Here is a 13,554-nt window from a genome sequence, read left to right as displayed (position 1 = left end):
CCGGCGCCGTGTGGAAGCGTGCTCAGCAAGTCAGATCCGACATGCGAGAGGTATCCCTTACATGCCACGAAGCAACAGAACACCAGCATCGCGCCGTTCCCGTTCGATCGCGGCCGCCATCAGCGGCATCGCGATCGGCGTCGCCGGCATCGGCGCCGCCGCCCTGCCGGCGGTGGCCGATCCCGGCGATCCGGGCGGTGGGGGAGGCGCCCCGAACGCGCCCGCCGCCGCCCCAGCCGACGAGCACGCGGTCACCCTCATCACCGGCGACCGCGTGCGCGTCACCGACCTCGCCGACGGCACGCATGCCGTCGAGATCGAGACCGCGCAGCCGGGCGCCGGCGTGCAGACCATCGAGGTCGACGGAGACCTGCATGTGCTGCCCGCCGCCGCGATGCCCTACCTCGCGTCGGGGGTGCTCGATCGCGATCTCTTCAACGTGTCGCAGCTCATCGAGTTCGGCTACGACGACGCCTCGGTCGATGCGACCCCGATCATCGTCGAGCTCGAGGATGCCGCGGCCGGCCGCCGCTCGGCACCGACTCAGGTTCCCGGCGTCGAGATGGGCGCGCCGCTCGCGAGCATCGGCGGCGCCGCGGCGACCGCCGACCACGCGAGCGCCGCCGACACCTGGGCCGCGTTGACCGAGGCGCCCGCCGCGGGCGCCCGCGCCTTCAGCGCCGACCCGGCCGAGGCGAAGCTCGGCGGCGGCGTCGAGGCCATCCACCTCGACGGCAAGGTCGAGGCGACCCTCGACTCGAGCGTGCCGTACATCGGAGCCCCCGAGGCGTGGGCCGCCGGCTACACCGGCGACGGCGTGACCGTCGCCGTGCTCGACACCGGGTACGACGACACCCACCCCGACCTCGCGGGCCGCGTGCTGGCCGAGTCGACGAGCTTCGTGCCCGGCGAAGAGGTGGCGTGGGACCCGAACGGCCACGGCACCCACGTCGCCTCGACGATCGCCGGCAACGGGGCCGCGAGCGACGGCACGCACCGCGGCGTCGCCGACGGTGCCGACCTGCTCGTGGGCAAGGTGCTCGACGCGGGCGGCTCGGGCCAGGACTCGTGGATCATCTCCGCGATGGAGTGGGCCGCCGAGCGCGCCGACATCGTGTCGATGAGCCTCGGCACCCGCCAGGGCTCCGACGGACTCGACGTGATGTCCGAGGCGCTCAACACCATCTCGGCCGAGACCGACGCGCTCTTCGTCGTCGCGGCGGGCAACTCGTCGTCGCCCGAGACGATCGGCTCGCCCGGCGCCGCCGCGAGCGCGCTCACGATCGGCTCGGTCGACGACCCGAGCGGCGAGCTCTCGTGGTTCTCGAGCCAGGGTCCGCTCGTCCGCTCCGGCGCGCTGAAGCCCGACCTCGCCGGTCCGGGCAACGATGTGACCGCCGCCCGTTCGGCCGACAGCCCCGGTGACGGCGCGTACATCGGCATGAGTGGCACCTCGATGGCCACGCCGCACGTCGCCGGTGCCGCGGCGATCGTCAAGCAGCAGCATCCCGAGTACACCGCGGCCCAGCTGCGCGCGGCGCTCGTGAGCACCGCGACCGACGTCGGACTCACCCCGTACCAAGTCGGTGCCGGCGTGGTCGACGTCGCGAACGCCGTCGACTCGACGATCGTCGCCTCGGGTTCCGGCGACTTCGGCATGCTCTCGTGGGGCGAGGCCGCGGAGCCGGTCGCTCGCACGATCGAGTACACCAACTGCGGCGACGCCGAGGTCGTGCTGACGATCGAGGCCTCCCTCGTCGACACCACCCCCGGCTCGGGCGGCGGCGGCCTCGAGCCGATGTCCGCCCGCGCGGCATCCGACGTGCTCGCGATCGACGCCGATGAGGTGACCATCCCCGCCGGCGAGACCCGCACGGTGACGATGACCGCCGACCCGGCGAAGGTGCCCGCGGGCGCGCAGCTGTCGGGCGCGCTCACCGCCTCGGTCGACGGCGAGATCGCCACCCGTACCGCCCTCGGTGTGATCGCCGAGGCCGAGCGGTATGACCTCACCGTCACGGCGACCGACTTCGATGGCGAGCCGACCGACACCTACGGATGGATCTGGAACGCGGCCACGGGCTGGTACGCCTCGTTCGGGGTCGCCGGCGAGACCACCCTGCGCCTGCCGGCCGGTCTCTACTCGGTGATGTCGTTCATGAACGTCGACCGTGACGCCGACACGGCGGCGATCGCGCTCGTCGGTGACCCCGACGTCGTGCTCGACGGGGCGAAGAACGTCGCGTTCGACGCCCGCGCCGCCAAGCCGGTCACGGTCGATGTGGGCGACGACGAGGTCGAGGCGGTCGTGCGCCGCATGGACTTCAAGGTCGACGGCTTCAGCGGCAGCGCGCTCGCGCCAGTGTGGATCGACGAGCTCTACGCGCAGCCGATGGACGCCCCCGAGGCCGAGAGCTTCGACTTCACGACCCGGTGGCGCCTGCAGGATCCGCTGCTCGCGCTGAAGGCGGGCAAGGAGGAGCTCGACCTCATCGCGCAGGCCGGTTCGACGCTGCTCGACGGCGAGGTCCGCGTCCGCGCGGTCGCAGCCGGACTCGGTAGCGCCGAGGAGTTCGCGGCCGCCGAGGTGAAGGGCAAGGTCGCGGTCGTCACGCGATCCGACACGGTGTCGGCGTCGGCTCGTGCCGCGAACGCGGCCGCGGCCGGAGCGAAGCTGCTCATCGTCGTCAACGACGGCGACGGCGAGCTCAGCGAATGGGTGGGCTCGGAGGACTACACGACCGACGTCGCCATCCCGGTCGCCGCGATCAGCGGTGTGCAGGGGCGGAAGGTGCTCGACGCCATCGCCAAGAAGCCCGTCACCGTCACGGGTGAGGGCATGCCGATCGCTGAGGAAGTGTTCGACATCGCCCGGTACAGCGACGGCTCGGTTCCCGAGAAGCTCGCGTACCGTCCGAAGAAGCTCGCGCGCATCGACACCACGTACTACGGCGAGAAGGGGTCGACCGTCGGCGAGTACCGGTACGACTTCGTGCCGAGCACCGAGTACGGCACCGGATACCCGATGCGGACCTCGCGCGGCATCGAACGCACCGAGTGGGTGAACACCGACCAGGTCGAGTGGTACCAGAACGTCAACTCGGTCGACTGGGGCTGGGACATCCGAGACGTCGTCCGGGCGTACGAGCCGGGCGAACAGACCGAGGCGAGCTACTTCGGTTCCGTCGTGCGCCCCTACGTGGGTCCGGGCTACTGGGCGCCGCTGCGCTCGGGCGACGGGATCCAGCTGAACCTGCCCTCGTGGGCCGACGGCGACTCGGCGCAGCGCACCGGCGGAATCGACATGTACGCCGGCACCCCCGGCATCACGCAGTCGATCGAGCTGCACCTCGACGGTGAGCTCGTGAAGACGTCGGAGTACCAGAGCCTCAACGGCTGGGGCATCCCCGACGGCGAGCACGACGTCCGCGTGGTGAACACGACGACCCAGGACGGCGGCGCCCTGCCGTCATCGACGATGACGCGCACCGAGTGGGCGTTCTCGTCGACCTGGGATTCGAGCGACTACACCCGGCAGATCCTGCCGATGATGCAGGCGTACTACGACGTCGACCTCGACGAGCGCGGACGCGTGGGTGCCGACCGCAAGAAGGGCAAGCCCGTCGAGCTCGGGCTCGAGATCGGCCACATCAGCGGTGCCGTCGGTTCGGCGGCCGTGTCGGGCGCGACCCTCGAGGTGCGCACCGCCGGCGGCGAGTGGCAGCCGGTCGACCTCGAGATCGTCTCCACGGATGACTCGGGCCCGGGTGAGGTGCCCGATGGCGGGTTCCCGGCCGGGCGCTCGTACCTCGTGAGCTACGACGCCGACATCAGCGTGCCGGATGCCGGTGGCTGGGTCGACCTGCGGGTGACGTCGACCGACGAGGCCGGCGGCAGCTTCAGCCAGGAGATCGAGCGGGCCTTCGAGGTCGCCCCCGTGAAGAAGGGCGGTCGCTGAGTCCCGACGCCGCTGAGGCGTGCTGAGACATCCTGAGACGGACTGAGGCCCGGACGACGAAGGTCGTCCGGGCCTCAGCTCTGCGTGCCGCGTGCTCGGCTACTCGATCTCTTCGGCCATCTCGGCTTCGATGCCCTTGAGGAGACCGGCCTGCGGCTCGGCGTCGGAGGCCGTGACGACCGTCGAGTCGCCGAGCGCCTGCTCGGCGTCGAGGTCGGTCGCCGCCTGCTCGAACTGCGAGTTGTAGAGGCGGTAGTACGCGCCCTTCGCGGCGATGAGCTCGTCGTGGTTGCCCTGCTCGACGATGTCGCCGTGCTCCATCACGAGGATGAGGTCGGCGTCGCGGATCGTCGAGAGACGGTGCGCGATCACGAACGAGGTGCGGCCTTCGCGGAGCGCGGCCATCGCGTGCTGCAGCAGCAGCTCGGTGCGGGTGTCGACCGAGCTCGTCGCCTCGTCGAGGATGAGCACGCTCGGCTGGGCCACGAACGCACGGGCGATCGTGATGAGCTGCTTCTCACCCGCCGAGACGTTCGACGCGTCCTCGTCGAGCTTCGTGTCGTAGCCGTCGGGCAGCGAGTGCACGAAGCGGTCGACGTAGGTCGCCTTCGCGGCCGCGAGCACCTCGTCGTCGGTCGCCGTCTGACGGCCGTACCTGATGTTCTCGCGGATCGTGCCGGCGAACAGCCACGGGTCCTGCAGGACCATGCCGGTCTTCGCCCGCACGTCGCGGCGGGTGAGGTCGGCGATGTTCTGGCCGTTGAGCAGGATGCGCCCGCCGTCGAGCTCGTAGAACCGCATGATGAGGTTCACGAGGGTCGTCTTGCCGGCGCCGGTCGGGCCGACGATCGCGACCGTCTGCCCCGGCTCGACCCGGAACGACAGGTCGGTGATCAGCGGGTGCTCGGGCGAGTACGAGAACGCGACGTGGTCGAACACGATGGTGCCGTCACCGTCGACCGGTGCCGGAGCGTCCTTCGCGTCGGGCTCCTGCTCTTCGGCGTCGAGCAGCTCGAAGACGCGCTCGGCCGAGGCGGTGCCCGACTGCACGACCGCCGCCATGCCGCCCAGCTCCGAGAGGGGCTGGGTGAACTGCTGCGAGTACTGGATGAACGCCTGCACGTCACCCAGTCGGAGCTGGCCGCTCGCGACCATCAGGCCGCCGAGCACCGCGATGCCCACGTACGTCAGGTTTCCGATGAACATCATGCCGGGCATGATGATGCCCGAGAGGAACTGCGCCTTGAAGCTGGCTTCGTAGAGCTCCTGGTTCTCGGCCTTGAACGCCGCGCGCGAGCTCTGCTCGCGGCCGTAGACCTTGACGAGCGCGTGGCCCGAGAAGGACTCCTCGACGCGGGCGTTGAGGCGCCCGACCTTGCGCCACTGGATGCCGAAGGCCTTCTGCGACTTCGGCCCGATGACGCCGAAGATCACGCCCATGAGCGGCAGCGACACGAGGGCGACGAGCGAGAGCTGCCACGAGATCGAGAACATCATGATGAGCACGCCGACGACGGTGAGCACCGAGGTGATCACGGTCGAGAGCGACTGCTGCATCGTCTGGGTGATGTTGTCGATGTCGTTCGTCACGCGCGAGATGAGTTCACCGCGCTGCACCTTGTCGAAGTAGCTGAGCGGCAGGCGGTTGATCTTCGCCTCGACCGACTCGCGCAGGCGGTACATCGTCTTCACCATGATGACGTTGATGACGTAGCCCTGCAGCCAGGTGAGCACCGAGGCGAGGAAGTACAGCCCCAGCACGATGATGACGACCTGGCTGAGGCGTACGAAGTCGACGCCCGCGCCGACCTGGAAGTTCTCCATCGCGGCGACCATGTTCGCGAAGTCGGTCTGGCCGGCGGCGCGCAGCGCCTCGACGACCTGCTCCTGCGAGGTGCCGGCGGGGAACTGCTGGCCGAGCGCGGTGGACGCGACGCCTTCGAACAGGATGTTCGTCGCCTCGCCGAGCACCTTCGGTGCGAGCACCGTGAGCACGACGCCGAGCGCGCCGAGGATGGAGACGAACACGAACGCGAAGGCGTGCGGCTTCAGGAGGCCGACGAGGCGCCCGAAGCTCTGGCCGAAGTTCTTCGCCTTGCCCGGGGCGACCGCGCCCGACCAGTCGTCGGCGTTGATGCGCGCCTGCTCGCCGAGCTCGATCTCGAGGCGCTCCTCTTCGGTGAGCTCGGGCTCGGGCTTGGCGTTCTTGCCTGCTTCTGCGGTGCGGGAGCTCATGCGCCGGCCTCCACTCCGAGCTGGGATTCGACGATCTCGCGGTACGTCTCGCTCGTGGCGAGCAGTTCGTCGTGAGTGCCGAGGCCCACGATGCCGCCGTCGTCGAGTACGACGATGCGGTCGGCGTCGGTGATGGTCGAGACGCGCTGCGCGACGACGATCTTCGTCACGTTGGGCAACTCCCTCCAGAGTGCTTGCCTGAGTCTGGCGTCGGTCGTGAGGTCGAGCGCCGAGAACGAGTCGTCGAAGACGAGGATGCCGGGGTTGTGCACGATCGCACGGGCGATCGCGAGGCGCTGCCGCTGGCCGCCCGACACGTTGGTGCCGCCCTGCGAGATCTTCGCGTTGAGCTGGCCGTCCATCTCCTCGACGAAGTCGCGGCCCTGCGCGATCTCGAGCGCGTGCCACAGTTCGTCGTCGGTGGCCTCCTCGCGACCGAATCGCAGGTTGGATGCCACGGTGCCGGTGAACAGGAACGGTCGCTGCGGCACGAGGCCGATGGTCGCCCACAGGTGCTCGAGGTCGATCTCGCGCACGTCGACGCCGCCGACCTTGACGCTGCCGCCGGTCACGTCGAACAGGCGGGGGAGGAGGGAGACCAGCGTGGTCTTGCCTGCACCGGTCGAACCGACGATCGCGACCGTCTCGCCGGGGGCGGCCCCGAAGGTGATGCCCGAGAGCACCGGGTGCTCGGCACCCGGGTACGTGAACTCGGCGTCGGCGAACTCGATCGTGCCGGGCGTCGTGAACTCGGTGATCGGGTTCGCGGGGCGCTCGAGGGAGGTGTTCGCGTCGAGCACCTCGGAGATGCGCTCGGCGGAGACCGCGGCGCGCGGGATCATGATCGTCATGAAGCTCGCCATGAGCACACCCGTGAGGATGAGCATCACGTACTGCATGAAGGCGAACAGCGTGCCGATCTGCACGGTGCCCGCGTCGACCTCGATCGCGCCGAACCAGACGACGCCGACGACGGTGACGTTGAGCACGAGCATGAACAGCGGGAACAGCAGCACGAACAGCGAACCGACCTTGCGGCCGATCACCATGATGTCGGTGTTCGCCTCGCTGAAGCGCTCCTCCTCGATGGGCTCGCGCACGAAGGCGCGCACCACGCGGATGCCGGTGAGCTGCTCGCGCATGATGCGGTTCACGTTGTCGAGCTTGTGCTGGTAGCTGCGGAAGAGCGGCACCATGCGGCTGATGATGACGATCGCGATCACGAGCAGCACGGGCACGGCGACGGCGATGAGCCACGAGAGCTCGACGTTCTGCCGGAGCGCCATGATGATGCCGCCGACCGCGAGGATCGGGGCGGTCACGAGGAACGTGGCGCCCATCATCGCGAGCATCTGCACCTGCTGCACGTCGTTCGTGTTGCGGGTGATGAGCGAGCCGGGGCCGAACTTCGACACCTCGCGCTCGGAGAAGCTCGAGACGCGTTCGAAGACGTCGTCGCGGATGTCGCGGCCGGCCTGCATCGCCGCCTTCGCCGCGAAGTAGGTGGCAATGATCGACGCGGTGATCTGACCGAGCGAGATGGCGAGCATCAGCAGGCCGGTCGACCAGATGTAGTCGGTGTCGCCCTTCGAGACGCCGTTGTCGATGATGTCGGCGTTCAGGCTGGGCAGGTTGAAGGTCGCGATGGCCGAGGCGAACTGGAAGACCAGAACGCCGACGAGGAGCAACCAGTAGGGCTTGAGGTACTTGAGCAGGAGTCTTCCGAGCATGTGATCTCCAGGAATCGGCGAAATGGCGGATGCCTCGACCCCGACGCATTCGTGCGCGCGCGACCGTTGCGGAGCTGGTGGCTCTCCCGCCCGAACTGCATCGTCGCACCCCCGTCCGACATTGCAGCGTTACAGCCAAACACGCTGCTGATCAGGAATCAAGCGCACCGGGTCATCCGACCCATTGCGTTCACCGAGGGCGAAATCGGCGGCCCTGCGGGTGCGATTCAGCGCGCGAAGACGGGATGCCGCGCGCCGTTCTCCGGCCGCCGGTCGAGATGTTTGCCGCGCTCGAGGCCGGTACTTCGGTACTCCGGTACCGTCGCCGTCGAACCGAGGACGCGCCCTGTGGATAACCGGCTCGAACCCGCCCGCGCCTCACCTATCGTGGACGCCATGTCGATCCCGAGCACGCGCGTCGCCGCGCTCGCCGCCGCCGGCGCGCTGGCTCTCGTGCTGAGTGCATGCGCGCCCGAAGCGGATCCGTCGCCAGCGCCGACGCCGACCGCCAGCGGGGCACCGATCTTCGCCTCCGACGAGGAGGCGCTCGCCGCCGCGGTGGAGGCGTACGAGGTGTATCTCGCAGTTGTCGATGAGCTCACCCAGACGGGTGGTGAGAACTCCGAGCGGATTCGCGCATTTGCAGAGAGCGCCTACGCGGCGGAACTCGAGGAGTCACTGGCTCAGCTTCGCTTGAGTGGGAAAAGGACATCTGGCGATTCGAGCGTCGACGGCATCGAACTCATCGAGTACGAAGATAGGAGCGGTGGCGCCGCGGTGTCCGTCTATGCATGCCTGGACGTCTCGGAGGTTCGCGTCCTGGATGCCGACGGCGTCGACGTAACTCCGAGCGACAGGATCGAACGTCGCCCACTTCAGCTCGAGTTTGTCTCGGCACTTGACGACCCTGAACGATTGCTCCCCGCGGGATCTGAGCCTTGGCCCGGCGACGATTTCTGCTAGCGGGTGGCGCCATACTCGTGGCGACCGGACTGCTATTCGTTGGTGGGACTGCCGCGTATGCGGGAAACGAGGTCGACTACTTGACGGGCCAAAACACCGACGGAGCGACTGAGATTGAAGCGGGAATCCGCGGTGAAGGTGCGGACGCGCCTCATGCGGTACCCGCCTTGCCTCACGGCGATGGGGACTCGGGTTCAGGCGACGCCGGGCATAGCCCACCACCCGGCGAAGCCGACGTCTGGTCCGGCGAGGACTGGTCCCGACTCTGCGACGCCAACTTCCAGGCGGCGTGCGCGCGGCCCGAGACGACCCCGCCCCCGCCCGCACCCGGAGCACCCGCGACGGTCACGCTCCGCGACATCGCCTCGTTCCGGCCGGCGAAGCCGGGGAACGAGATGCAGCCCGGCGGATGGGCGGTCGCGGGGCTTCCGGCGAACTTCGTGGCGTCGTCCTCCGTGGAGGTCGTGGCGGGAACGCTGCTCGGCCGGCCCGCGGAGGTGCGGTTCACCCCGGTCGGGTACCGCTGGGTGCACAGCGACGGGGCGACCGTGACGAGCCCGACGGCGGGTGCGAGCTGGGAGGCGCTCGGGCTCCGTGAGTTCAGCCAGACCGGCACGAGCCACGTCTACGCCGAGCCCGGCGAGTACACAGTGACGCTCGAGGTCGCGCTCGCCGCGGAGTACCGCTTCGGCGGGTCGGGCTGGCAGGGCATCGCGGGGACCCTCGCGGTCGCAGGCGATCCGCAGCCGGTGCTCGTGGGCGAGATCGACACCGTGCTCACGAAGGACGACTGCGACGCGGACCCCGACGGTCCCGGCTGCTGAGCGCAGCAGGCGCACGGTGTCGGCGGGGCACGTGAGAATCGCGGCATGACCTTCGCGAATGTCGGGCGGCTCGGCGTGCAGCCGGGTGCCCGCGACCAGGTGATCGAGATCCTCACCCGACCGGGTGCCGAGCTCGGGCAGCACGGCTGCCTCCTCTACGAGGTCGGCTTCAACGACGAGCAGCCCGACTTCGTCTACGTCAGCGAGCTCTGGGAGTCGGCCGAGGCGCATCAGGCCTCACTGGAGCTCCCCGAGGTGCGCGCGTCGATCGCCGAGGTCATGCCGCTCTTGAGCGGCGACCACGACGGGCACCGCTTCCAGGTCGTCGGTTCGCCGCTCCGCGGCTGACCGGGGCAGGGTTGAACAGGATGAGCCTGCTGGCAACGCTGTCGGCGGGCCCGCTGCCGCGCTCATCCTGTTCACGCCATGCCCGGCAGCCGAGGCACGCGCAGCGGCGTGCCGACCGAGCGGGTCAGCGCCAGAGATACGGCGGATGCCCCGCCGGCACCTCGCCGGCGGCGACGAGCCGCGCGAGCCGCACTGCACCGTCGAGCGGTGTCGACCGTGCGACGACGAGCGAGGCGTCGGGGGCGAGCCGGGCGAACTCCGCGGTGAACGCCGCGGTGAACTCGCCGCCGGCGGCGAACACGCCGCCGAGGCCCGCCGCGCGGCGGGGGAGTGCGGGGTCGAGCGCGGCGGCGAGGGTGCGGGCGACGAGGGTGCCCGCGTCCGTCATGATGCGTGCGGCGACGACGTCGCCGACCGCGGCGAGCCCCGCGACATCCGCCGCGAACCCGGCGAGCACCGAGCCCCGGTCGTCGCGCGTGTAGAGCTGGGCGGGCCACGTCGGCGCGGCGCCGAAGCGCGACTCCGCCGCCGAGAGCAGCGCCGAGGCATCCGCGGTGACGCCGTCGTGCGTCTGGATCGCGGCCTTCAGGCCCTCGATGCCGATCCACGCGCCCGAGCCCCGGTCGTCGTAGAGGTGGCCCCAGCCGCCGACGCGTCGCCACACCTCGTGCAGGTCGGTGCCGAGCGCGATCGTGCCCGTGCCGACGGCGACGACCGCACCGGGCTCACCCGCGAGCGCGCCGAGATGCGCCGTCACCGCGTCGATCGCGAGCGCGACGGGCGCACCGCCGGCCGCCTCCGACAGGGCGGCGAGCGACGCGGCCGGATTCGTGACGAGCGAGGCGATCCCGGTCGCGCCGATCGCGACGGCGACGATCCGCGCATCGGGCCACCGCACCTGCAGCGCCGCGCGCGCCTCCTCGATGAGCGCCCCCGTCACGGCGAGCGCCGAGCTCCCGCCCGAGGTGATCGCGACGGGCGGCCCGCTGATCAGCACGCGCTCGTCGCCGAACGCGCCTGCGAGCGGCTCGAGCGCCGCCCGGCCGCCGGTGCCGCCCACGTCGATGCCCAGCACGACTTCCGACCGTTCGGAAGTTTCTTGCAATCTTGGCGCCATTCCCGAATACTACTTCCAGAGAGTCGATCTGTTCGCGGATCACGTCTGTCCAGAGAATCACAGCCAGGGCCCCTGCGCCCACGACCAGTTTCAACGAGGAGACCATCCTGATGAACAAGCGCTTCCTCCCGATCGCCGCGCTCGGCGTCGCCGCCGCGCTCGGCCTGACCGCCTGCTCGGGCGGTTCCGGCGACAACGGCGACGGCGGTACGAACGCCGAAGGCCAGACGCTGACCGTCTGGATCATGGAAGGCACCAACCCCGACTCGGACGCCTACTTCGACGAGGTCGCCGACGCCTTCACCGAGAAGACCGGCGCCGAGCTCGACGTCGAGTTCGTGCAGTGGGCCGACGCCCACGACCGCTTCGTCACGTCGATCGCGGGCGGCACCACGCCCGACGTCGCCGAGACCGGCACGACCTGGACCGCGGAGTTCGCCGACGCCGGCGCACTGGCCTCGATCGACGAGTACGTCGCGGCCGACGACCTGGGCGACGACCTCGTCGAGGGCCTCGTCGCTGCGGGCACCTACGACGACGAGCTCTACGGCATGCCTTGGTACGCCGGCGTCCGTTCGCTCGTCTACCGCTCCGACATCTTCGACGAGCTGGGCCTCGCAGCCCCGACCACGTGGGACGAGATCGTCGCCGCGGGCGACAAGATCAAGGCCGCCCACCCCGAGATGATGCCCTTCGCCGTCCCCGGTGACGCCGAGTTCGGCGTGTACCCCTGGGTCTGGGGTGCGGGCGGCGAGGTCTCGACGCTCGAGGGCGACGAGTGGGTCTCCGGCATGGCGAGCCCCGAGTCGCAGGAGGGCGTCGGCTTCTACACCGGCCTCGCGACCGAGCACGGCTTCTCGTCGGCCGGCGCCACCACGTGGAAGGAGACCGACGTGCTCGACAACTTCGCGCAGGGCAACGTCGCCATGGCCCTCATGGGCTCGTGGACCCCTGCCGCGATCGTCGAGAAGAACGCCGAGCTCGAGGGCAAGTTCGCCGCCACCCCGATCCCCGGCAAGGACGGCGGCATCGCCCCGTCGGTGCTCGGCGGCTCGCACCTCTCGATGTTCGAGACGGCTGAGAACAAGGACCTCGCCTGGGAGTTCATCAAGCTGATGACCACGGGTGACTTCGCCAAGCAGTGGGGCGACGAGACCGGGTACTTCCCCGGCCAGACCTCGCTCCTCGACGAGGCGATCGCCTCCGACGACCCGCTGGTGCGCCCCTTCGCGCAGCAGATGGTCGAGGGCGGCGGCACCCCGCCGGTGACCCCGAAGTTCGGCGCCGTCCAGGCGAAGAAGACCACCAACACCGCCATCCAGGCGATCCTCTCCGGGCAGAAGACGGTCGAGCAGGCGCTCACCGACGCGGCCGCGGAGATGGACGAGATCATGAACGGCTGACCTCGTGTCGAACACCCTTCAGGTTCCGACGGCCGCGCCGGGAGCTTCGGCTCCCCGCGCGGCCGGCGGGGCCGCCCGCAAGAGCCTCCTGACCCGGAGCCGCCCCTGGCTCCTCCTCGCCCCCGCGCTCGCGGTGCTCGCCGTGCTGCTGCTGTGGCCGCTCGTGCGGGTGCTCCTCTTCTCCCTCCAGGACTACGGCCTGCGCGAGATCGTCTCGGGCGAGCCCAACTGGATCGGCCTCGCCAACTACGGCGAGATCTTCACGAGCCCAGAGCTCTACACCGTCGTGCTGCCGAACACGGTCGGCTTCGCGGTGCTGGCCGTCGCCGGCACCGTCGCCCTCGGCACCGCGGTCGCCGTGCTCATGGCGAGCCTCGGCGGCTTCTGGCGCACCGTCGTCGGCAGCGCCATCATGATCGCCTGGGCCATGCCCGCGGTCACCGGCACCTACGTCTGGATCTGGATCTTCGACGCCGACCGCGGCATCGTCAACGAGACCCTCCAGGCCCTCGGCCTCCAGGACGAGCCCGTCAACTGGTTCACCAACCGGTACACCTTCTACGGCATCGTCCTCCTCAACGTCATCCACCACGGCTTCCCGTTCGTCGCCATCACGATCCTCGCCGGCCTCCTCGGGGTGCCGAAGGAGATGCTCGAGGCCGCCGAGATGGACGGCGCCGGCCCCTGGCGCCGCTTCTGGCGCATCATCGTGCCGAACCTCAAGCAGGTCTTCGCGGTCGTCATCATCCTGTCGACGATCTGGGACTTCAAGGTCTTCGCGCAGGTCTACCTCATGCCCGGCGGCGCCGGCTCGAATCGCGAGGCGCTGAACCTCGGCGTCTGGTCGTACGTCGAGTCCTTCGGCCAGAACCGCTACGGCTTCGGCTCGGCGATCGCCGTGCTGCTCACCCTCGTACTGCTCGGCATCACCGTCGTGTACGTGCGCACCATGCTGAAGGAGGAGGAGCTGTGAGCA

General features: G+C 69.8%; 9 protein-coding genes. 6 read left to right on the top strand and 3 right to left on the bottom strand.

Features of this window, described 5'->3' with window-relative positions; all coding sequences use genetic code 11:
- Positions 1–61: 61 nt before the first annotated feature.
- On the top strand, positions 62–3,958 hold the full coding sequence (locus ACFVTR_RS07535; protein WP_387036106.1) for a S8 family serine peptidase: 3,897 nt from the start codon (positions 62–64) through the stop codon (positions 3,956–3,958).
- Between the two features lie 99 nt (positions 3,959–4,057).
- Here the strand turns inward: ACFVTR_RS07535 and ACFVTR_RS07530 are convergent, their stop codons facing one another.
- A complete protein-coding gene (locus tag ACFVTR_RS07530) occupies positions 4,058–6,193 on the bottom strand; it encodes an ABC transporter ATP-binding protein (protein ID WP_387036104.1) in 2,136 nt (711 codons plus the stop codon).
- Positions 6,190–7,923 (bottom strand): ABC transporter ATP-binding protein, encoded by a 1,734-nt coding sequence (locus ACFVTR_RS07525; RefSeq protein WP_376943836.1) that lies wholly within the window; start codon positions 7,921–7,923, stop codon positions 6,190–6,192. Before ACFVTR_RS07525 ends, ACFVTR_RS07530 begins: the two co-directional genes overlap by 4 nt.
- 396 nt (positions 7,924–8,319) lie before the next feature.
- On the opposite strand from ACFVTR_RS07525, the gene ACFVTR_RS07520 reads away from it, so the two are divergent.
- From ACFVTR_RS07520 to ACFVTR_RS07510, 3 genes are all read left to right on the top strand, one after another.
- The gene (locus ACFVTR_RS07520; protein ID WP_387036102.1) at positions 8,320–8,886 is read left to right on the top strand and encodes a hypothetical protein; all 567 of its coding nucleotides are present in this window, start codon (positions 8,320–8,322) and stop codon (positions 8,884–8,886) included.
- A 395-nt stretch (positions 8,887–9,281) separates the two neighbouring features.
- Entirely contained in the window at positions 9,282–9,710 is a 429-nt protein-coding gene (locus ACFVTR_RS07515) for a PKD domain-containing protein (protein WP_387036100.1), read from the top strand.
- Between the two features lie 45 nt (positions 9,711–9,755).
- Positions 9,756–10,058, top strand: a complete 303-nt coding sequence (locus tag ACFVTR_RS07510) for a putative quinol monooxygenase (RefSeq protein ID WP_387036098.1) — start codon at positions 9,756–9,758, stop codon at positions 10,056–10,058.
- A 124-nt stretch (positions 10,059–10,182) separates the two neighbouring features.
- Here the strand turns inward: ACFVTR_RS07510 and ACFVTR_RS07505 are convergent, their stop codons facing one another.
- Entirely contained in the window at positions 10,183–11,133 is a 951-nt protein-coding gene (locus ACFVTR_RS07505; RefSeq protein WP_387036097.1) for an N-acetylglucosamine kinase, read from the bottom strand.
- Between the two features lie 152 nt (positions 11,134–11,285).
- Between ACFVTR_RS07505 and ACFVTR_RS07500 the strand changes: the two genes are divergently transcribed.
- Both ACFVTR_RS07500 and ACFVTR_RS07495 read left to right on the top strand, forming a co-directional pair.
- Entirely contained in the window at positions 11,286–12,578 is a 1,293-nt protein-coding gene (locus ACFVTR_RS07500; protein WP_387036095.1) for a sugar ABC transporter substrate-binding protein, read from the top strand.
- A 4-nt stretch (positions 12,579–12,582) separates the two neighbouring features.
- Complete coding sequence (locus ACFVTR_RS07495; RefSeq protein ID WP_157422955.1) at positions 12,583–13,551, top strand: carbohydrate ABC transporter permease; 969 nt, start codon at positions 12,583–12,585, stop codon at positions 13,549–13,551.
- The last annotated feature ends 3 nt before the right edge of the window (positions 13,552–13,554 follow it).

Origin of the sequence: Agromyces sp. NPDC058126 (assembly GCF_042884595.1) — a bacterium.
Taxonomy (GTDB): Bacteria; Actinomycetota; Actinomycetes; order Actinomycetales; family Microbacteriaceae; genus Agromyces.
This window is presented reverse-complemented; position numbering and strand designations above follow the sequence as displayed.

Excerpts from the sequence above, each read along its gene's own strand:
- ACFVTR_RS07535 (WP_387036106.1), top strand. The coding sequence starts at position 62 with ATGCCACGAAGCAACAGAACACCAGCATCGCGCCGTTCCCGTTCGATC.
- ACFVTR_RS07530 (WP_387036104.1), bottom strand. The coding sequence starts at position 6,193 with ATGAGCTCCCGCACCGCAGAAGCAGGCAAGAACGCCAAGCCCGAGCCC.
- ACFVTR_RS07525 (WP_376943836.1), bottom strand. The coding sequence starts at position 7,923 with ATGCTCGGAAGACTCCTGCTCAAGTACCTCAAGCCCTACTGGTTGCTC.
- ACFVTR_RS07520 (WP_387036102.1), top strand. The coding sequence starts at position 8,320 with ATGTCGATCCCGAGCACGCGCGTCGCCGCGCTCGCCGCCGCCGGCGCG.
- ACFVTR_RS07515 (WP_387036100.1), top strand. The coding sequence starts at position 9,282 with ATGCAGCCCGGCGGATGGGCGGTCGCGGGGCTTCCGGCGAACTTCGTG.
- ACFVTR_RS07510 (WP_387036098.1), top strand. The coding sequence starts at position 9,756 with ATGACCTTCGCGAATGTCGGGCGGCTCGGCGTGCAGCCGGGTGCCCGC.
- ACFVTR_RS07500 (WP_387036095.1), top strand. The coding sequence starts at position 11,286 with ATGAACAAGCGCTTCCTCCCGATCGCCGCGCTCGGCGTCGCCGCCGCG.